The organism is Caballeronia sp. LZ001, assembly GCF_031450875.1.
GTDB lineage: Bacteria > Pseudomonadota > Gammaproteobacteria > Burkholderiales > Burkholderiaceae > Caballeronia.
This window is the reverse complement of the sequence record NZ_JARTVX010000004.1, coordinates 510778-529698: the sequence shown is the minus strand read 5'-3', so window position 1 is coordinate 529698 and position 18921 is coordinate 510778. Positions and strand designations below refer to the sequence as shown.

12 protein-coding genes are annotated in these 18921 nt (G+C 62.2%); 3 read left to right on the top strand and 9 right to left on the bottom strand.

All coding sequences use genetic code 11. The annotated features are described in order from the left end of the window. Positions 1-4 precede the first annotated feature (4 nt). The 3 genes from P9292_RS12740 to P9292_RS12730 all read right to left on the bottom strand — a co-directional run bounded on the left by P9292_RS12740 (position 5) and on the right by P9292_RS12730 (position 3270). Positions 5-1159 carry a glycosyltransferase gene (locus P9292_RS12740; RefSeq protein ID WP_244829139.1) on the bottom strand — a complete coding sequence of 385 codons (1155 nt, stop codon included), beginning with the start codon at positions 1157-1159 and terminating at the stop codon, positions 5-7. 422 nt (positions 1160-1581) lie between these two features. Further along, on the bottom strand, positions 1582-1758 hold the full coding sequence (locus P9292_RS12735) for a hypothetical protein (RefSeq protein WP_244829140.1): 177 nt from the start codon (positions 1756-1758) through the stop codon (positions 1582-1584). Positions 1759-2004: 246 nt separating this feature from the next. After that, the gene (locus tag P9292_RS12730; RefSeq protein ID WP_244829141.1) at positions 2005-3270 is read right to left on the bottom strand and encodes a flippase; all 1266 of its coding nucleotides are present in this window, start codon (positions 3268-3270) and stop codon (positions 2005-2007) included. A gap of 204 nt (positions 3271-3474) precedes the next feature. Here P9292_RS12730 and P9292_RS12725 point away from each other — a divergent pair, with 204 nt between their 5' ends. Continuing rightward, entirely contained in the window at positions 3475-3618 is a 144-nt protein-coding gene (locus P9292_RS12725; RefSeq protein WP_309959297.1) for a hypothetical protein, read from the top strand. Here the strand turns inward: P9292_RS12725 and P9292_RS12720 are convergent. Both P9292_RS12720 and P9292_RS12715 read right to left on the bottom strand, forming a co-directional pair. Next, a complete protein-coding gene (locus P9292_RS12720) occupies positions 3608-5098 on the bottom strand; it encodes a N,N-dimethylformamidase beta subunit family domain-containing protein (protein WP_309959296.1) in 1491 nt (496 codons plus the stop codon). The genes P9292_RS12725 and P9292_RS12720 overlap by 11 nt on opposite strands. A gap of 22 nt (positions 5099-5120) precedes the next feature. After that, positions 5121-6176, bottom strand: a complete 1056-nt coding sequence (locus P9292_RS12715; RefSeq protein ID WP_244829143.1) for a glycosyltransferase family 2 protein — start codon at positions 6174-6176, stop codon at positions 5121-5123. A gap of 620 nt (positions 6177-6796) precedes the next feature. Between P9292_RS12715 and P9292_RS12710 the strand changes: the two genes are divergently transcribed. Together P9292_RS12710 and P9292_RS12705 are read left to right on the top strand one after the other, a co-directional pair. Beyond that, positions 6797-7918 (top strand): HAMP domain-containing sensor histidine kinase, encoded by a 1122-nt coding sequence (locus P9292_RS12710; RefSeq protein ID WP_309959294.1) that lies wholly within the window; start codon positions 6797-6799, stop codon positions 7916-7918. 73 nt (positions 7919-7991) lie between these two features. Further along, complete coding sequence (locus P9292_RS12705; RefSeq protein WP_250466494.1) at positions 7992-9353, top strand: hemolysin family protein; 1362 nt, start codon at positions 7992-7994, stop codon at positions 9351-9353. 70 nt (positions 9354-9423) lie between these two features. Here the strand turns inward: P9292_RS12705 and treY are convergent, their stop codons facing one another. The 4 genes from treY to glgX all read right to left on the bottom strand — a co-directional run bounded on the left by treY (position 9424) and on the right by glgX (position 18703). Beyond that, positions 9424-12336 carry a malto-oligosyltrehalose synthase gene (gene treY, locus P9292_RS12700; RefSeq protein WP_250526543.1) on the bottom strand — a complete coding sequence of 971 codons (2913 nt, stop codon included), beginning with the start codon at positions 12334-12336 and terminating at the stop codon, positions 9424-9426. Continuing rightward, positions 12333-14513, bottom strand: a complete 2181-nt coding sequence (malQ, locus tag P9292_RS12695; protein WP_309964005.1) for a 4-alpha-glucanotransferase — start codon at positions 14511-14513, stop codon at positions 12333-12335. Before malQ ends, treY begins: the two co-directional genes overlap by 4 nt. A gap of 26 nt (positions 14514-14539) precedes the next feature. Beyond that, complete coding sequence (treZ, locus tag P9292_RS12690) at positions 14540-16408, bottom strand: malto-oligosyltrehalose trehalohydrolase (protein ID WP_309959292.1); 1869 nt, start codon at positions 16406-16408, stop codon at positions 14540-14542. Between the two features lie 69 nt (positions 16409-16477). Continuing rightward, positions 16478-18703, bottom strand: coding sequence for a glycogen debranching protein GlgX (gene glgX, locus P9292_RS12685; protein WP_244829148.1), 2226 nt, complete (start codon positions 18701-18703; stop codon positions 16478-16480). Between the last annotated feature and the right edge of the window lie 218 nt (positions 18704-18921).

Genomic DNA, 18921 nt, shown 5'->3' with positions numbered 1-18921 from the left:
CGGGTCAGTACTGTGATTCGGAAGTGGGTTCGTACGATTCGAATTCGTTCGATTCGACGGGCTCTTTCAAGTACCTGTCCGAACCGAATTCGTACACCGAGAGCCACTTGCGGAAGATGGCTTCCATCGAGAAGCGCCGGCTAGCCGTTCTTTTCGCGGTTTCGCCCATGCGCGCACGCAGGATAGGGTCGTCGCGCAACATGGCGATGTACTTTTGCATGTCTTCGTGCGTCGTGGCGACGAAGCCAGTCTGCCCGTGCAAGACGACATCGCGATTGCCGACCACGTCTGTCACGACAGCGGGAATGCCCGCGACCTGCGCTTCGATCAACGCGATCGGCATGCCTTCCCAGCGCGAGGTCTGCACATAGATGTCGAGGCCGGAGGTCAGGGCGAGCGCGCGTTCACGCGTGACCCAGCCGCTGCATACGACTGAATCACTCGCAGTCTGACCGGGCAATTCATCGAGGTTTCCGCCGATCCACAAGAATTGCGTCGTGGAGTTGCGCAGATCGGTGGCGAGCTGCACGAAGGCTTCGTGATTCTTCTGGAACGATGCGCGTCCGCTCATGCCGACCACGACTTCACGGCCGTCTTTCTCAAGACGCGAAGGAATCTCCAGCACGTTGACGCCGTTCTCGATCATCTCCGTGTTGCGCGTGCGCATCTGCGTTTCTATCTCGTGCTGTTCGCTCTTGGAGCACGCGACAATGGTGCCGCCCATGCGTGCTGCAATGCGCTCGAAGCTGAGATAAGCAAACTGCTTTGCCGCCGATACATCGCGACGCAGAAACGCAAGGCCATGCGGCGAATAGAACACGCGGGCACGCGGCGCGGCAATGCGGGCGGCGGCCCGTCCCAGCACACCCGCCTTGGACGAATGCAAATGCACGACCGACGGATTGCATTCCTTGAGCTTGCGCACCAGCTCCCACATGCTCGTCCAGTCTTTCTTCACACTGACTTCGCGAAACATGCTCACGTAGACGAGCTTCACGGCCGGATGAAAGAGGCTCGCGAAGTTGTTCGGCGTTTCGGGCCGGATGGAGTGGAGGATCGTGACGCCGACGCCTGCAGCCGCAGCACGGTTCGAGAGCTGAGTGAGCATGGAGAGGACTCCCCCTCCAAAGGCTTCGGTTATATGTACGATCTCTTTCATATAGAACTCTGCAATGAGCAAAAGCCGAGCGCCCGCGGCATTCGCAATTGAGAAGGCACGGCGGTCTTGTGTTTATAGGTGGAGTGGTGAGCTCCGCTTGCCAACGCGCCTCGCTGGGTCCGTTATCGGTTCCGTCGAAGGAGGCATCTATGACGGCCTGGAATGCAGTATCACTAATCGACCTGAGTTTTTCTGTTCGATTAATACATATGCAACCTAACCGGTGCGCCTCGATCTCTCAGAACCGGGCGGCAACGCACACGGACTTGCTGATTCCCCTGCTAATCGGCTTTGCAAAGCCCGCGTTAGCGAATCTGGCATAAGGAAAATCAAAACTGCGAACTGGTCTAAAGAATTCTTAGGCCAACGTCGACAGTTTGTTCACGCAGTTAAAGACGAATGCAAGCGAGCAAGGCAGCGGGTTAATCGACTTCCGATTCGGCCTTAAGCCAAGCGTATTTCTGTTCGAGCGCTTGGTCGCAAAGTTGCACAAGGGCTTTGAGTTCCTTGAGCGGAATCGCGACGGACTGCATACGCAGCCTGTCTGCACGATCAGCGAGTTCTCGCACACGTTCGAGCGTCGGGTCGTTTGAGTTCATTCCGGTCCTCACCCTGCCTACCTGATGTTGTTACTAATACGATATCGGCTCAAACAATTGGCGTCCGTGCGTTTCGACACATACAAAAACGCAACTTTTGCAGTAACGGTGCGTCGTCGAACGGAAACGTGGGAGCTTGAATCGTCTGGACATTAGATAGGAGTGGCTAACCATGCACCGCATGACGGAGCCGTTTAAGGCTCGTCATGCCGATGCAAACGTGCCTTGTGCACGATTCAAGCCTGGTCAGGAACCGGCGCTTTCCGGCATGGCGCGCCGGAGCAGGGGTACGCCCTGGAAGTGCAGGGTGCAGAACATTGCGGTGGCAATCGACGTCTCGACGATCAGCACGGTGGCTGCCGCGCCTTGCTCGCCGAAGAGCCTGGCAAGCACGGCGAGAAGACCGAAGTTCAGAACCGCCGAAGCGATGAGTACACGGCTGAATTGCGCCTTCATGCCGAGTGGAAGCATGGTCTGAACGCCGAAGAGATCGGAGAGGCCGGCCATCAACGGGACGAACGCCATCCAGCGCAGCACGTCGACGGTCGGCGCGAACTGGGGACCATAAAGCAGTTTCACGGCAAGCGGCGCGCCGAAGAAAATACATACGGAGATGAGCGAGACGATCGACCCTTGCAGCACGAACATCTTGCGCAGAAAGGCGAAGGCGTCGTCGCGCGCATGATGCATGAGGAAGCTCACGCGCGGATAAGCGGCCGTCTTGAGCGGCTGAAGCATGTTCAACGCCGCGCGAATCAGCTTGTCGCCGGCCGCGAAGTAGCCGCCCGCCACATTGCCCGCAATGAAGGTGAGCAAGACGATATTGCTCGATGCATAGATATCGACGAGCGAAGTGGCCATGAACACGCTCCATCCTTCCTTGAGGCGCGTGAAGATGGTCGGCAGGGATACCGGCACGAAGTCGAGTTCGCGTCGAAAGTACAAATACGTGCAAATTGCGATGCCCGAGCACAACGGCACGAGCGTGTTGACGGCCATGGCGATATCGACATCGCCGCGATGACGCACGAAGAGGTACATCGCCGGAATGCTCAAGGCGCGTCCGATAAATACGAATACGCTGATCATGCCGAGGTCTTCCACGCCCTGGAAATACCACGTGGGAATGAGCATGGAGCCAACCGCCATGCCGAAGCCCAAGAGCAGCAAGTCGCGGTTTTCCGCAAGATACGGCACGATGAACGTCACCGCGAGCAGGATGATGAAGCCTGCAAGCGCAAGCACGCTTTGCGTGAGGATGGTTTCCCAGAAGACCTGCGAGCGCATGGCGCGGTCATCGCGATTGATCGAGACTCTTGGTGTCGCCGTCAACGAGAAACTGTAATTCGTAAGCGTGATGAAATAAGCGGAGAAGGCGAGTGCGAACGAAAGGCGTCCATATTCGCTGGGGCCGAGTACGCGCGCAAGCCACGGCAGCGTGAGAAGCGGTGCGAGGTATGTGGATACCTGCAACGTCATCAGAATGGTGAAGTTCTTTCGAAAAGATGCCATGTAACGATAGGTTCCGGCTTGAGCGCTGACTGATCGCGGTAACGCAGTTTGCGGCCTTGTCGCATGTTCGCCCGTTTGAAAGGGCATTGCATGACAACGCGTGTAACGAATCGTTTCGTCAGGCGCATGCGCCACTTCGAGCGCAGCAAGACCAATGGGGTTAGACACATCCTCGCCTTGGCCTCAGGGCAAAGGAGCGCAAGTATGAACGACATGAACCGCTCTCGAGCGGTAAGCCCACGCGAAGCGGTTCATGTTGTCGTGCCGAACGTATTTAACAATAAAAAAATTTATTCGTCAGTGGGTTTGCACACGCACACTGCCGGCTACCACTTGACTATTGGGTGAGCATCGCGCTAGCAATCTCGCTCTCGTTGTTCACTGTCTGGTCCAGAAGCGTGTCGTGTCGCTCGATCACGAGCGGCGGCAAGCCGATGAACCGTCGCACGACGTTACGCGTGATCTGATCGACGACGACATGGCTCTGCGCGCTCGTGTTCATGAGAACGCGCGCCCAGTCCGTGGTGCCGCCATTGAACACTTCGCCTTGTTTTGGCGAGCCATTCGCATCGGGCTTGAAGACGCCCATTGCGCCCGCGCCGCCGACATCCCAGCCCGCGAGCTTGACGGTATCCGCAAGCGTCACGAAGCCATTCGCGACAGGCGGAACGCCATCCACTTCATAGCCTACGAGACGATCTTCCGCGCCGAACGTCTGACCTTCTCGCAAGCCGGTGCCTGCAAAGACCCAGTGATTCGCCTGACGCACCGTAAATCCGATCGCTTCGCGCTCGCGTCTGATCCATCCGCCGCGCAAGCGTTTCCATTCGCCGTATTTTCCGCCGCCGTAACCATAGCTCAGGCCGATGAGATTCGATTCATCGTGATCGGGCCATTTCTCGGCAAGCCGGTTCATGATCTTGGGATCGCCTTCGATAGGCGCATCGCCGAAATCGACCGGACGGAAGCACGTATTGCCGCTGAAGACCGCGAGGTTGCCGCCTTGCGCGATGAAGCCCGCCACGCGCTCGCGCATCTCCGTGGTCCAGTATTCGTGATGCCCCACGCTCAACATGCAGCGGTAGTTCGCGAGCTTGAGATCCGTGCCGCGATGCAGATCGTGGTCGGTGTAGAAGTCGCAAGCAATTCCTTCCGCCTTGAGCCAGCGAATGAACTTCGCATCCCAATGCGTGAATTGCTGACGCGGCGAGCGCGAATCATAGGGATCGTTCGGCTCGCCGAGTTGCGCGCCAAGACCGCCGCCTGGCCGACGAAGACTCACACGTGTCGCGGGCTTCGTGCGATGAATCGGGTCGCCGTAGTAACAGCCGCCGCCGATGGAGTTGTATGCGTGGTACGTGTTGATCGGCACGATGTACGCGATATCGGCGGAAGGCTTGCGCGGCCGCGCGATGACGAGTGCCATGCTGTCGCTGTCGGGCGGTCCCGCGAAGATCGGCTTGTGCGTGGCGGCGCGTCGACCGAGCTCGGTCAGGGGCTCGCCCTTGCCGCCGACTTCATACGCGATCACCACATACGCGCCCGTTTCGAGCGACGCCGTGTTCGGCTTGATGGTGATGGTCGGCCAGCCCCAGTCTTCGTCGAAGCGCACGGGCGTCATGCGGCCCGGCGACTGGAACACGTACTTGCCGTGCTTGAGTTCCGCCGTAACGGCGCCGCCTGCCTGAACGGCCACGCCGCCCACGCTCGTCAGATTCTCGTCATGCCCTTGCCGATAGATGGCGATGGAAAACCGCGATCCCGGTTGCACGGCGATTTCGAACGGTTCGCCAGCGGTGAAGCCGGGCTTGATCGGATAGATCTGCATCAGTGCGCCTTTATACGCGGAGTCATCGGTTGCCTGCGGGCATCGCGCGCGGCGCGGCGGCGGGCGCGCGAAGTTCCATGCCCAGCACGCGTTTGATCAGGCGCTTGGCGAGAAACAGGCGGCGGTCCGCGGCAATCTTCTTGTGGAAACGCAATTCCTTCGATTCTTCGCCGCGCTGCGTCGCGAACACGCGATATCGCTCCGCCGTGGCTTCGATCGCGCGGATCGCATCGTCATAGGCGCGGGCATCCACACGCGCGGCCTGGTGGCACGCATAGCCGAAAATCTTGTGGAACATGGCGAGCCAGAAGGCGTCGTACGGACCGCCATCGCAGCGTTGCAGCGTTTCTTCCGCGCAGATCGTGAGGCTCGTGACCGTATAGGTCGTGGCCTTGGTCGTGATGCTGCCCGCGCGGCGGCGGTAAGAATACAGTTCGTCGGCCAGACGATGCAGCGTGCGGGCGCGCGCGTAGACGAGCGGAATGGCGGCGGCGTCTTCGTACACGCGGCCTGCCGGAAACTCGATGCCGTCCCACAATTCGCGCTTGTAGACACGCGCGGCCGGGAACACCTGATACACGTGCGCGAAGTCGAGCAGCGCGTCGAGATCGCACGTGCGCGAGCCGATGGTCGAGCGGTCGATCAGCTTCACGTTGTCGATGACCTTGCCGCCAGAATTGATGATGCCCACGTTGAACTCGATTATGTCCGCGGCTTGCGCGTCGAGGAGCGGCATGATCTTGGCGGTGAAATCCGCGGACCAGACATCGTCGGAATCGAGAAAGCCGATATAGGGCGATTTCGCTTCTGCAATCGCGCGATTGCGTGCGGCGGAAACACCGCGGTTTTCCTGGTGAATCACGTGAATCTGCTTGCCATGCGCGCGCTTCTGCACTTCGAGAATGCGGGCGAGTGTCTGGTCGGTGGAACCATCGTCGATAACGATAAGTTCGATCTCGTCGGAGCGCGGCTGCGAAAGCGCGGATTCCAACGATGCGGCTATAAAGTGCTCGACGTTATAGGCGGGAATGATCACCGACAGCAAGGTTCTGGGGGTGTCGCTCTCGACGCGTGTCATAGGCTCGTGTCACCGGATTAAGTTTTAGATGAAGCCACCGTGGCCGCGGCCGGCGTTCGAGGGCCGACAATAAAGGTCGACCAGCCGTCCATACGTAGTCTCCTGACAAATGCTATAGGCAGTTGTAAGCTTGGAATGTTCGCCGACGCACGCATGAAATTTCCGCTTCTTCGCAAACGATTTCCGTATCTTCAAGCGCGATTTCGTGCATCGCTCTGCAAAACCCGCTGAATCCTTGTCAGGCGTGGATAATCAGCTTAGAGCGAGTAAAAGACACGCGTGTTTCAATTGCTTCTCGCAAATGGCGGGTATAGCGGATGAGAGCGTTGGTTATCCGCGGATATCGGCCATTTGAATTGCACTGACTGTATATCGGCGCGGTTTCGCAATGGTTGAATCCGGGACGCATGACGCCCTCGTTTTCTTCGCACGTCCGTGCACGCCAATTGCTGGAATTGCCCCGTAGTTCGTGAGCAAACAGAGCCGTTCGTGCGGCAGGCGCTCACCTATAATGGCCTCTCGGAAGACCCGCAGACTTGGCCTCGCGCGACGCGCTCCTGGTGACCGGAACGCCGCTCGCGACAGAACCTCAACACCGATCCACGCAAGGACCCAAAACCGTGACCACGTCATTTTCCAGTACGGTCGAGCCCGGAGACACTCAGTCCTTCGATACGGCCGTCGCCGGAAACGATGGCTTGCTGGTGCTCGATGCGGCCCAACGCTGCCTCAGTGCCGACGCCGTCTTCTCCCATCTCTTCGATGTCGATTCCACCGCGCTGCGCGGACGCGCACTCGCCGATGTCCCGCTGCCCGCTCCGTTGATCGCGTCGCTTTCGCTTGCAGCCGATGCCGCGCTCGCGGGCAACGGCGCCCGGCGCGCGCAGGTCAGCATCGAGGAGGACGATTCCACGCGAGTCTTCAACATACTTGCGCTGCCCGTCGCCGAATCCGTGACGCTGATCGTCTCGACCTGCGCGAACGCGACGGGTGCTAGCGACAACGCAGCGCGCATCGCGCATCTGCGAGCCGAAGCCGCGCTGTTCATGCGCGATCACGTGCTCTCGGTCGTATCGCACGACTTGCGCGGTCCGCTCAACGCCATTCATAGCTGGGGCTATGTGCTCGAGCGCAAGGTCGATGCAAACGACCCCGCCGCCCAGCGCGCGCTCACGGGCATTCGCTCGGGCGTCGAACAGCAGGTCAAGCTGATCGAACAGTCGATCGATACGACGCGTGCCGAAACCAAGGCCGTCGCGCTTGCCGTCGCGCCTGCCGCCGCGCGCGCTCTTCTCGAGCGTGGCGTCGCGCTCGCACGCGAGGCTATCGGCGAGCGACGCGGCGTGAGCATCACGCTCGACTCGCCGCTCGTGGAAGAACAAGTGGAAGGCGACGCCGATCGGCTCACCAACGCGCTCTGGCTCATGGCGGCATTCGCCACCGAAGCAAGCGCGCGCGACACGACGGTGCAGGTATCGAGCAGCATCGAAGGCAGCACGTGGCGCACCGACGTGCGCTTCACGGTTGCGGCGTCCGCATTGACCGATGCATCGGCCGCGCATGTACTCGAGGCATTCGCGCGCAGACAGGCGCTGGAGCCGCGCGAAGCCGGCCGCATCGCGTGGGGCCTTGCGCTTTGCAAGCGCATTTCAGAGGCGCATGGCGGCGCGTTCGAGCACACGGATATCGTCAATGGTGCAGCCGTCACGGCCACCATGCGTATTCCGGTGGCGGGAATGTAATTGAGGACGTAAATTGACTTTCGTTTGCCTGTCGCCCATATACTGACGCTTTCCACTTTCGAAGAGAGTTGCTTTGGCTCAGGTTGTCGCGCTGGTCGGCGCATTGTTGCTCGTTGCCCTGAATGGTTTTTTCGTCGGGGCGGAATTCGGGCTCGTCAAGTTACGGGCGACGCGCGTGCAGGCCATCGCGCGGACCAACGGCCTGCCGGGGCGTCTGCTCGCGAAGGTGCATAGCCAGCTGGACGCCTATTTGTCCGCGTGTCAGCTGGGCATCACGCTCGCGTCGCTCGGGCTTGGGTGGATAGGCGAACCCGCGTTCGCTTCGCTGCTGCATCCGCTGTTTGCGCTCATCGGCGTTCAGTCGGAAAAGCTGGTCGAGTCCGTGTCGCTCTTCTTCGCGTTCTCGGTCATCTCGTTTCTGCATATCGTGGTCGGCGAACTCGCGCCCAAGTCGTGGGCCATTCGCCGTCCCGAGCAGGTCGGCCTGTGGCTCGCCACGCCGCTCTATGGCTTTTACTGGGCCATGTACCCGTTCATCTGGGTGCTCAACTCGAGCGCGAATCTCGTGTTGCGGCTTTTCGGCATGTCGGCGGAACACGGTCACGACGCCCACTATTCCACCGACGAACTCAAGCTCATTCTGCGCGGGCGTCGTCTTGGCGGGGCGTCTTCGTATAACGCGGACGAGTGGAACACCATCGCGCATTCGCTCGACTTCAGCCGCATGACGGTGTCGGACCTGATGCGTCCCGCGCACGAACTCGTCGGCCTGCGCAACGACTTGCCCATGCGCGATAACTTGGCCGTGATCTCGCGGCATCGCTTCAGCCGTTATCCGTTGTTCGCGGATGCTTCCGGCGAACGCGTGCTCGGCATGATCCATCTGAAGGATTTGTTCCTCGCGGGCGACGGCGAAGCGCGCGGCTTCAACTTCAGCTTTTCGAAGGATGCCGAAAAGATCGAGAAGCTCGCGCGCCATGTCCGTCCCGTGCAATACGTCGCGCCCAATCTGTCGGCGCTGGAACTGTTCCGGCGCTTTCGCAAGGGCGCGCCGCATTTCGCCATCGTGGGACGCAAGGGCGCGAAGCCCATCGGCTTTATCACGCTCGACAATCTGCTGGGCGCGCTCGTCGGTCAGATTCACGACGAATTCCGTCAGGGCGATGCCGACTGGTCGCGCATGGACGACGGCACTTTGATGGGCAAGGGCAGCTTGCCGGTGGTTTCACTGGAACGCGCGCTTGGCATCGATATCGACGAAGGCCGCGCGGAGTCCGTCGGCGGGCTCGTCATCAATGCGCTCGGGGACTTGCCGCAGGAAGGGCAGCGCGTCGAGTTCGACGCCTTCGACATCGTCGTCAAGAAGATGAACGGGCCGCGTATCGTGCTGGTGCGGGTGTATCCGCGCGAGGAAGAGGTCGAGCACGCCGAGTAGAAGTACAGGCTAGGGCGGGGCGCGTGGCGAGAAGCGCGCCCGCCTCATGTCTCACTAACTCATGCCTTGATCATGCGCAAGGCACGCCTTCTTCAACGAGCAAGGCCACGGGCATCGAAGCCAGCGCATCGCGCAGGAACAGTTTTTCGCCGTCCGCCTTCGGCGCATTCGGGCTCAGCCAGTCGAAGAGCGCACGGGAACGCAACGCTTCCGGAAGAATGACCGCCGTATCGCCCCAGCTTTCCGCCTTGACGAGCGGCACATCGCTGCCAGCAGGCAGCAATGGCGCGGCGAGCCGCGTGGCGATCACGATTGCGTAAGCGCTACCGGCATGGCGCGCGTAAGCGATCACGCGGTCAGCATGTTCGCCCTCGATGGCGAGCGGCACATACTCACCTTGCGCAAAGAGCGACTCGCAGTGCTTGCGCAACGCGAGCGCACGCTGCACCACCGCCAACTTGATGCGCCCATCGCGCCAGTTGGCGAGTTGCTCCGAAGGCGGACCTTTCTGGTCCACTTCCGCAAGCCACTTGCGACGCAATTCGAAATCGACCGGGCGGCGATTATCAGGGTCCACGAGACTGAAGTCCCAAAGCTCCGTGCCCTGATAAAGGTCCGGCACGCCCGGCGATGTCAGTCGCAACAACGTCTGCTGCAGACTGTCGATCACGCCCAGCGGCCCGAGCCGCGCCACGAACGCCGACAACTCCTGCAAAAAGCCATTGCGCCGCTGCGGCGAGACGATATCGAAAAGGAACTCGCGGCAGGCATTTTCATACGCCTCGTCCGGTGCGAACCAGCTCGTGCGCAACTTGGCTTCGCGCAACGCCTTCAACTGCCATTGCGCGACGCGTTCGGCCAGCTCCTGAACGCCGGCTTCGTCATCCGGCGAGAGCGTGAGCGGCCAGCATCCGACGAGCGTCTGGTACAGCATCGCTTCGGCGCCGGGGCCGGGCGCCCAGTCGTGGCCGGCATCGGCACCACGACGCAACGGCGTGTTCAGCGTCGACCATTGCTTGAGCGTGGTCGCCCATTCTTCCGGAATCTCGCTCAATGCCGCGATGCGCGCGCGCACGTCTTCGCCGCGCTTGTGATCGTGCGTCGCGGTGCAAAGCATGGCGTGCGGGAACGCGGCAAAGCGTTCCTTGTTGCCCGCGTGGAAATCCTCGACGGACAAAGAAAACTCGCCGGGGTCCGCGCCCACTTCGTTACGCGAGATGAGCCTTCCATAGCGATAACACGCCGTGTCTTCGACCGCCTTTGCCGCAACCGGCGATGTGAGCTGCGAAAAAAGCGTCTGCGCCGCGCGCCGCTGCGATCCGCTCGACGGCTGCGCGTTTTGCCCAGCCGTCGCCTGACTCTGGTTCCGGTCGCGTCCACGTTCGGCGGCGCGCTCACGCGGGCGTTCCGCGCGCTCGGCCGGTGGCGTGCTGACCGGCGCTTCGTCGGGCAGCTTGCCGCCAAGCCACTGCGCCACCTGATCGAGCACGACATGATCCGCACTCGAAAGCGATGCGCGCGCGGCATTCAGCGCTTGCGAGAAGTACTTCTCATCCTCGGCGCTGCGCACGCTGCTCACGGGATAGATGCGATACACCGGATACTGAATCACCAGTTCCGCGACCACGCGACGGATCGACGTGAACGTGAAGTCGCGCGTGTTGTGCGAGTCGCGTGCAATGCGATGCAGCGCGCGCGTCACGCGATCCAGTTCCGCCGATAAGTTTTCCGCGAGAATCTTGCGGCGCGCGGCGAGCGCTTCGTCGGCGAAGCTCGCGCTTCGGCCGGTGATATCGGCCCACAACGCGGCGAGCGGCTCGGCGCCTGCCGGGTCGTGCAGCAGCGCGCCGACATCGTTCATGAAGTCGTAGCCCGTGGTGCCATCCACTTGCCAGTCGCGGCGCAGCGGTTCGCCGCGCGCGAGAATCTTTTCGACGACGAAATACGTATGGCCGTTGCCATGCCGTAAAGCCTCAGGCCGTTGCGCGGACAACTCTTCGAGCCGCGCGCGCAGGCGCTGGCAGTACTCGCGCGGTTCGGCAAGACCATCGACGTGATCGATCCGCACGCCGTCGATCAACCCTTCGGTAAAGAGCCTGAAGATGAGCGCGTGCGATGCCTCGAACACTTCAGGCCGCTCGACGCGCACGCCGCCGAGCGTGCTCACGTCGAAGAAACGCCGCCAGTTCACTTCGTCGGCGGCCGTGCGCCACCATGCGAGGCGATAATGCTGCCGTTCGAGCAGACGATGCAGCCGCTCGCGTCCAACCGGTGTGTCCGGCGAATGCGCGGCGAGAATCGCTTCGATCGCGGCCTTGCCGCCTTCCGTTTGAGCAATGGTCGCGAGCGCATTGCGCGCTTCGGCCGCGCGCGGCTGATCGGCAGGCTGCGTCGTCAAGCCGGAGAAACGGTGCGCGAGTTCCGGCGCTTCTTGCAGCACGACCGGGTAATCGACAGGACAGATCGGGAACACATGCGCGTAGTACTCCACCACGAAGCGTCCTTCATCCGGCCGATACGCGAGCTTGATCTTGCCGCCCTGCAACTCGTCGCCATAGGAAGCGCCAAGAAACGGCGCGAGCACCTTGCCGCGCAATGCAGGATCGGGCGAATGCCAGTCCACGTCGAAGAAGCGCGCATGCGCCGCGTGACGTCCCCATTCGAGGATGTCCTGCCACCATGCGTTTTCCGAACCGCCCACGCCCATGTGATTCGGCACGACATCGACGATCAGTCCCATGTCGTGCGCGCGCAGCTTCTCGACGAAGCGCCGCAGGGCTTCCTCGCCGCCCAGCTCCGGATTGACCTTCGTGTAGTCGACGGTGTCGTAGCCGTGCGTGGAGCCGCTCGTCGCGGTCGTGATCGGCGACGCATACGCATGACTGACGCCGAGCGAAGCGAAATAATCCACTTGCGCCGCGGCGTCGTCGAAAGTGAAGTCCTTATGAAGCTGGAGCCTGAGCGTGGAACGCGGAACGGTCATGGTGAGTCGGCTGGTTTGGGTGAATCAACATTGTCGGATTGCGTCGAACGCTTGCGCGCGGCATCCACCGCGAGCAGTCGTTCGGAAAATGCGTCGTCGAGAAACAGTTCCTCGACAGGCGCGGCAAGACGGCGCCGCCAGTTCGGATGCTCGTCGATCGAGCCGGGCAGATTCGGCTGTTCAGCAAGCCCAAGCAGATCTTCGAGCGGATACGTGACGAGCGGCGCGGGCGTCGCGGCCACGAAAGCGAGCGCTTCATCCACGGGCGCTTCCTCGACCGGAGGCGCATCGATATCGGACGGAGCAATACCCGCTTCCTGGAAAGCGCGCCATAGTAAGCCACGATCGGCGCCACGCTCTTCCTGCGCTACTTCCACCGCATCGCGGCCGTCTTCGCGCGCCGCCGTCTGGCCTATCTTCGAGCGCCACACGATATCCTCGCCGCGCCACCATCCGGTGACGGTCGGCAGGTCGTGCGTGGTCGTGGTAGCGGTCACGCCGCTGTCCCACTCGCGCGGCGGCTTGAAGCCGGGGCCATCCACTTCGCGTTCGAACCACAGCACTCGTATGCCAAGCAAGCCGTGCTCCTGCAAGCGTTCGGTGAAGCCCGGCGGCACGGTTCCGAGGTCTTCGCCGACGACAATCGCGCGATGCCGCCACGATTCCAGCGCAATCAGCCGCAAGAGGTCTTCGAGCGGGTAGCGCAGATAGGCGCCGTCTTTCGCGCTTTCGCCTTCGGGCACGAGCCACAGCCGCCTCAGCCCGAGAATGTGATCGATACGAATGCCGCCCGCGCGCGCGAACGCGCAACGCAACATGTCGATGAACGCCGAGAAGCCTTGCGTGCGCATGGCGCGGGGCGAGAAGGTGGTGAGTCCCCACGACTGCCCGGCCTGATTGAAGAGATCGGGCGGCGCGCCGACCGACACGCCTGTCAGCATTTCGTCGCGATACGACCATGCATGACTGCCCGCGCTGTCGCATCCGACGGCAAGGTCCGCGACGAGTCCCACGGCCATGCCCGCGTCGCGCGCCGCGCGTTGCGCGTGCAGCAGGCCTTTCGATGCGAGCCATTGCGTGAAGAGAAAGAACTGGACTTCATGGCGATTGGCTTCGGCGAATGCGGCGACCGCATCGCTGCGCGGATCGCGCAGTTCGTCTGGCCAGTTGCGCCAGTGGCCTTCGCCGTTTTCCGCAAGCTGCGCTGCCTGCAGCGCTTCGAAGCGTGCATGATCTTCGAGCGCACGCCCGCCTTCCTCGACGAACGAAGCGAAGTCTTGCGCCAAAGGCGATGCGCTGTCGGCCGAGAACGTCTCGAAGAGCGCGCGCAGAATGGCCAGGCGCGCTTTCATGGCGCGCGGCCAGTCGATGAGCGGCAGCGCTTCGAGTTCGGCGAATTCATCCGCCACACCGGCATGTTCGATCGCGGCGCGCGCGGCGGCCGCGCCGAACACGGCGGCGGGATCGACGTGCGCGATGTTCAGAAAGAGCCGCGACGAAGGCGAATAAGGACTGAACTTGTTCGGCTCGGCGCTGAACATGGCGTGCATCGGACTAATGGCGAGCGCATGAGCGCCGCGCTTCGCGCTCTGCGTCGCGAGCGTGGCCAGCGCCGTGAAGTCGCCGACGCCGCCATCGCCCAGACGGCGCAAACCATAGACTTGCGCGGCGACGCCCCAAAGCGGCGGCGCGGTTTCAGCGGCGGCTTGGTCGGTTGCGTCGTCGAGCGCGCGCCACGCATCGTCGATGGTGTAGCAGCGCGCGGGCGCTACCGCCAGCGTCGTGCGATGGTCGTTGATGACGAGCGTGTGATAGCCCGGCTCCGATATCGGCGAGAGCAATGCGGTCTCGCCTTTAGGCGCGGTAAAACGCCCGTCGATAACCTCGCCGCTTTCCAGTTCGATGCGATAGCGCACGCCCGACTTCGCCGCCGACACCGGCAACGCAATGCCGCGATCCACTTCCGCCGTGATGAGCGGCGGCAACTTGCGGCCGCTCATTTCGGCATCGACGGCGGCCATGCTCTGCTTGATCTGCGAGGCGTTGCCACACGGCAGGCCGAGCTTTTCGAGCAGAATGCGCAGCGTCGTTTCCGGCACGCGCTGCATCGCCTTGTGCGCGTTCTGCCATTCGACTTCGAAGCCCGCGCGTGCGGCGAGCGTTTCGATGGGCGACATTTCGCCCGTGGTGCTTGCAGTGGCGCTCACGTGCGGGTTCCTTGTGCATGGGCAAAGCCGTTTACATCGCCGCTGAGCCACGCGATAAAGCTGCGTCCACCGATTTCGCCCGCGCTCGCGCCATCCTGCGCGCGCGCCGGCGTCTCGAAGATGACCTTGCCCTTCGGCGCTTCTTCAAGCGTGGCCGGCGCTTGCCCGAGATTGAGCGCGATGGTGAGCGTTTCGCCATCACCGAGCTTCCAGCTTGCGAGAACGGCCTTGTCGCCAAGCACTTGAGCGCCGAGCGACTTCGAGCCCTTCAGACGCGGCGCGATGAGTTTCGCACGCACGGCCAGCGCCGACTTGTAGAAGTGCAGCCAGTCGAGGCGGTCGAGTTCGTCCGCTTTGCCTTCGACGTTCGGCGACGACATCGCGAACGTGCGCTTGTCGTTCGGGTCGGGAATCTGCGCGCGGCGCTTTTCGTCGGTGAATGCGGAGAACTTCGCGAATTCCTTGCGGCGGCCTTCGCGCACGGCATCGGCGAGTTCGTCGTGATAGTCCGTGAAAAAGAGGAACGGCTGCTTCGAACCGTATTGCTCTTCCATGAACAGAAGCGGAATCTGCGGCGACAGCAGCAAAAGTCCGGTCGCCGCGTAGAGCGAGGCGTCGTCGGTGAGCGAGCGCAGGCGTTCGCCCATCGCGCGGTTGCCGACCTGATCGTGATTCTGCAGGAACATCACGAACGCCGTGGGCGGAAGATGCGAACTCTTCTCGCCGCGTGGCTTGCCGTCGTGAATCGGCGATGGATCGCCCTGATACACGAAGCCTTCGCTCAAGACGCGTGCGAGCTTATCCGTGGGCTTGTCGACATACGCGCCGTAGTAGCTCTCGTCCTCGCCGGTCAGAAGCACGTGCAGCGTGTTGTGCGCGTCGTCGTTCCATTGCGCGTTGAAGTGCGACTCCAGCAGATTGGCCGTATTGTGTTCGTTCTCGAGCACGAGGTGAACATGACGGCCCGTTTCCACGGAACTGCGCACGCGGTCCGCGAATTCGCGCAGCCATTCGTCGTCGTTGATGGCGTGCACGGCGTCCAAACGCAAGCCATCGAAGCGATATTCGTTGAGCCAGTACAGCGCGTTATCGAAGAAGAAGTCGCGCACTTGCGGACGCTCGAAATCGATCGCGGGACCCCAGGGCGTATCCACGCCTTCGCGGAAGAAGGTTTTCGCATATGCATGCAGATAGTTGCCGTCCGGGCCGAAGTGGTTATACACCACGTCGAGGAACACCATGAGGCCGAGACCGTGCGCAATGTCGATGAGCTTCTTCAGTTCATCGGGATGACCGTAGGCCGAATCCGGGGCGTAGGGGAGCACGCCGTCGTAACCCCAGTTGCGCGTGCCGGAGAAGTCGTTCAGCGGCATGAGTTCGATGGCCGTGACGCCGAGCTGCGCCAACTCGTCCAGACGCGCGATAACGCCCGCATAGCCGCCCATCGCGCCGACGTGCACTTCATACAGCACGGTTTCTTCCCACGGCCGGCCATGCCAGTCCGTATTGGTCCAGCGATACGCGCGCGGATCGACCACCGCGCTCGGGCCGTTCACGTCTTCCGGCTGATAGCGCGATGCCGGGTCGGGCACCGCGAGATCGGCATCCAGACGATAGCGATACAGCGTGCCCGCGCCGCCATCGGCTTCGACTTCGAACCAGCCGTCACCGGCCGGCTGCATGTCGATGAGCGCGGGCGCGGCATCGCCTTCGCGCTGCAACTCCAGTTGCACGCGGTCGCGCGACGGCGCCCAGAAACGGTAACGCGTGCGCGGTGCTTCGCGCGCCGCGCCGGTCAGATGCGCGCCGAAGGGAAGGCAATGCGCGTGGTGATGCTTGTGCGGATCAATCGGACGTTCGGACATGATTTCGAGCCTGGTGTACTGCGGGATATGCCACTTTTCTGTGCGCCGCGCGAGCCGTGGTGAATCGCCTCATTGAGCCGAATCGATGCCCGGCGGTCGATTTGCCGGTATGGTGCCCGGATCGGGAGGCAGCGCGGTCAGAAGACGCGGACCCTGATGTGCGCCCGCCATCCAGACCGCCTGCCAGTCGGCGTCGCCGGTCGGTTGCGCGAGCAGCACGACGATACTGTGCGCCGCGACCTCCAGTTCGCTGCCGACGAGCGGCCGCTGGATGGCGTCGGGCTCAGCGCTATCCAGGAGCACGTTCCATTCCAAGTGAGGCGGAGGCGGCGTGAAGACGAGGTTCTGCCCCGAGCCATTGATGAGGAGCAGGATCACGTCGATCTCGCCGTCGAGTCCCGGCCCCGCCCGGCGCAAGGTCAGCGCGCGGCCCTCAGGGTCCTGCCATGCCTCGATGGCGAGCGCGACGCCGCGTTCGTCGAACCAGCTCACATCGTAAAGACCGGGCAGCACTTCGCGGTCGCCGTAGAGAAAGCGAGTTTCCCGCAGAACCGGGTACTTTTTGCGCAGCGCGACGACGCTTGCGACGAACTCCGTCATCTCGCGGCCTTCGGGACTATGCGCCGCGGCCCAGTCGGTCCAGGAAATGTCGTTGTCCTGGCAATAAGCGTTGTTGTTGCCGTTCTGCGTGCGCAGGAATTCGTCGCCGCCCAGCAGCATCGGCGTGCCGAGCGACAGAAGCGTGGTCGCGATCATCGAGCGCGCGAGGCGATTGCGAACGGTGCGGATCGCGGGATCGTCGCTCGGGCCTTCCACGCCCCAGTTCGCGCTGCAGTTTTCATTGTGCCCGTCGCGGTTTCCCTCCTGATTCATCTCGTTGTGCTTTTCCGAATAAGCGGTGACGTCGGCGAGCGTGAAGCCATCGTGCGATGCCACGAAATTCACCGAAGCCCACGGCTTCCGGAAGCGCCGGTTGAAAAGCTCGGCCGAGCCGGTGAGCCGCGCGGCGAGGTCGGGGCGCATGCCCGAATCGCCGCGCCAGAAGCGCCGCACGCCGTCGCGGTACTTGTCGTTCCACTCCGCGAAACCGGGCGGATGATTGCCGACCTGGTAGCCGTCCGGCCCAATGTCCCACGGCTCGGAAATGAGCTTGCGCGTCGAGAGAATCGGGTCCTGGCGAATGGCGTCGAAGAAGCCCGAGCCGGGATCAAAACCGTGCCCTTCGCGGCCCAGCGTCACGCCGAGATCGAAACGGAAGCCGTCGATATTGAACGCCGTGCACCAGTAGCGCAGCGAGTCCATGACCATTTGCAGCACACGCGGATGCGACAGGTTCACGGTATTGCCGCAACCGGTTTCGTTGATGTAATGCCGCTCGTCGCCGGGAATCAGACGGTAGTAGCTTGCATTGTCAAGCCCGCGCCATGACACCGTGGGCCCCAGTTCGCTGCCTTCGCAGGTGTGGTTGTAGACCACGTCGAGAATCACTTCGATGCCCGCCGCATGCAGTTGCCGCACGGCGATACGCATTTCGTTCAGCCGATGCGTCGACAGATACGAAGGCTCGGGCGCGAAAAACGCCGCCGTGTTGTAACCCCAGTAGTTCTTGAGACCGCGTTCGACGAGAAAGCGGTCGTTGAGAAACGCGTGCACGGGCAGGAATTCGACGGCGGTGATGCCGAGCTTTTGCAGATGCTCGATGAACCACGGCGACGAGAGCGCGGCGAATGAACCGCGTTCGTGCTGACGGATATCGTCGCGCAGCATCGAGGCGCCGCGCACGTGCGTTTCATAGATGATGGTTTCGCCCCACGGCGTGTTCGGGCGATTGTCGCGCGACCAGTCGAAGGCGTCGTCGGTGACGATGCATTTGGGCATTGCCGGAGCGGAGTCGCGGCGATCCATCGACATGTCGAGGCGATTGGAATGCACGCGATAGCCGAAGAGCGCGTCGGACCATCGCCACGGGCCGACGAGTTTCTTCGCGTAGGGATCGAGCAACAGCTTGTGCGGATTGAAGCGATGACCATGTTGCGGCTGATAGGGGCCATGAGCGCGAAAGCCGTACACCGTGCCCGGATGCGCGCCGGGCAGATAGCCGTGCCACACTTCGTCGGTGCATTCCGGCAGATCGAAGCGCATCAGTTCCTTGCGGCCCGTGCTGTCGAAGAGACACACCTCGATGCGGTGCGCATTCGATGAGAACACCGCGAAGTTGACGCCCAAGCCGTCCCAGTTTGCTCCCAGCGGGTAGGATGCGCCGGGGAGAAGTTTTTCGGGGAGTGCGTTTGCCATTTGGTCGGGGTTTTTGCCCTTGCCGGGCTGGTGGGTTCTGGTTCTCTGAAGGGTTGTTTCTTGCCCGTGCTGATGAGTCGTTGAAATTGAGCCGTTAGCTTGCAGCGTTCTCAGTAGCCGCCGGGGAGACGGTTACCGAACAAAAACGCAAGCCAGCGGCTCGACTTTCCCGAACGCTCAAGAAAAAAGAAACCGCCAGCAAGGCCCCATAAACGCCT

What these genes read in the sequence shown, in the direction of transcription:
- P9292_RS12740 (WP_244829139.1), bottom strand. Translation starts at nt 1,159, where the DNA reads ATGAAAGAGATCGTACATATAACCGAAGCCTTTGGAGGGGGAGTCCTC.
- P9292_RS12735 (WP_244829140.1), bottom strand. Translation starts at nt 1,758, where the DNA reads ATGAACTCAAACGACCCGACGCTCGAACGTGTGCGAGAACTCGCTGAT.
- P9292_RS12730 (WP_244829141.1), bottom strand. Translation starts at nt 3,270, where the DNA reads ATGGCATCTTTTCGAAAGAACTTCACCATTCTGATGACGTTGCAGGTA.
- P9292_RS12725 (WP_309959297.1), top strand. Translation starts at nt 3,475, where the DNA reads ATGAACGACATGAACCGCTCTCGAGCGGTAAGCCCACGCGAAGCGGTT.
- P9292_RS12720 (WP_309959296.1), bottom strand. Translation starts at nt 5,098, where the DNA reads ATGCAGATCTATCCGATCAAGCCCGGCTTCACCGCTGGCGAACCGTTC.
- P9292_RS12715 (WP_244829143.1), bottom strand. Translation starts at nt 6,176, where the DNA reads ATGACACGCGTCGAGAGCGACACCCCCAGAACCTTGCTGTCGGTGATC.
- treY (WP_250526543.1), bottom strand. Translation starts at nt 12,336, where the DNA reads ATGACCGTTCCGCGTTCCACGCTCAGGCTCCAGCTTCATAAGGACTTC.
- malQ (WP_309964005.1), bottom strand. Translation starts at nt 14,513, where the DNA reads ATGTCGCCCATCGAAACGCTCGCCGCACGCGCGGGCTTCGAAGTCGAA.
- treZ (WP_309959292.1), bottom strand. Translation starts at nt 16,408, where the DNA reads ATGTCCGAACGTCCGATTGATCCGCACAAGCATCACCACGCGCATTGC.
- glgX (WP_244829148.1), bottom strand. Translation starts at nt 18,703, where the DNA reads ATGGCAAACGCACTCCCCGAAAAACTTCTCCCCGGCGCATCCTACCCG.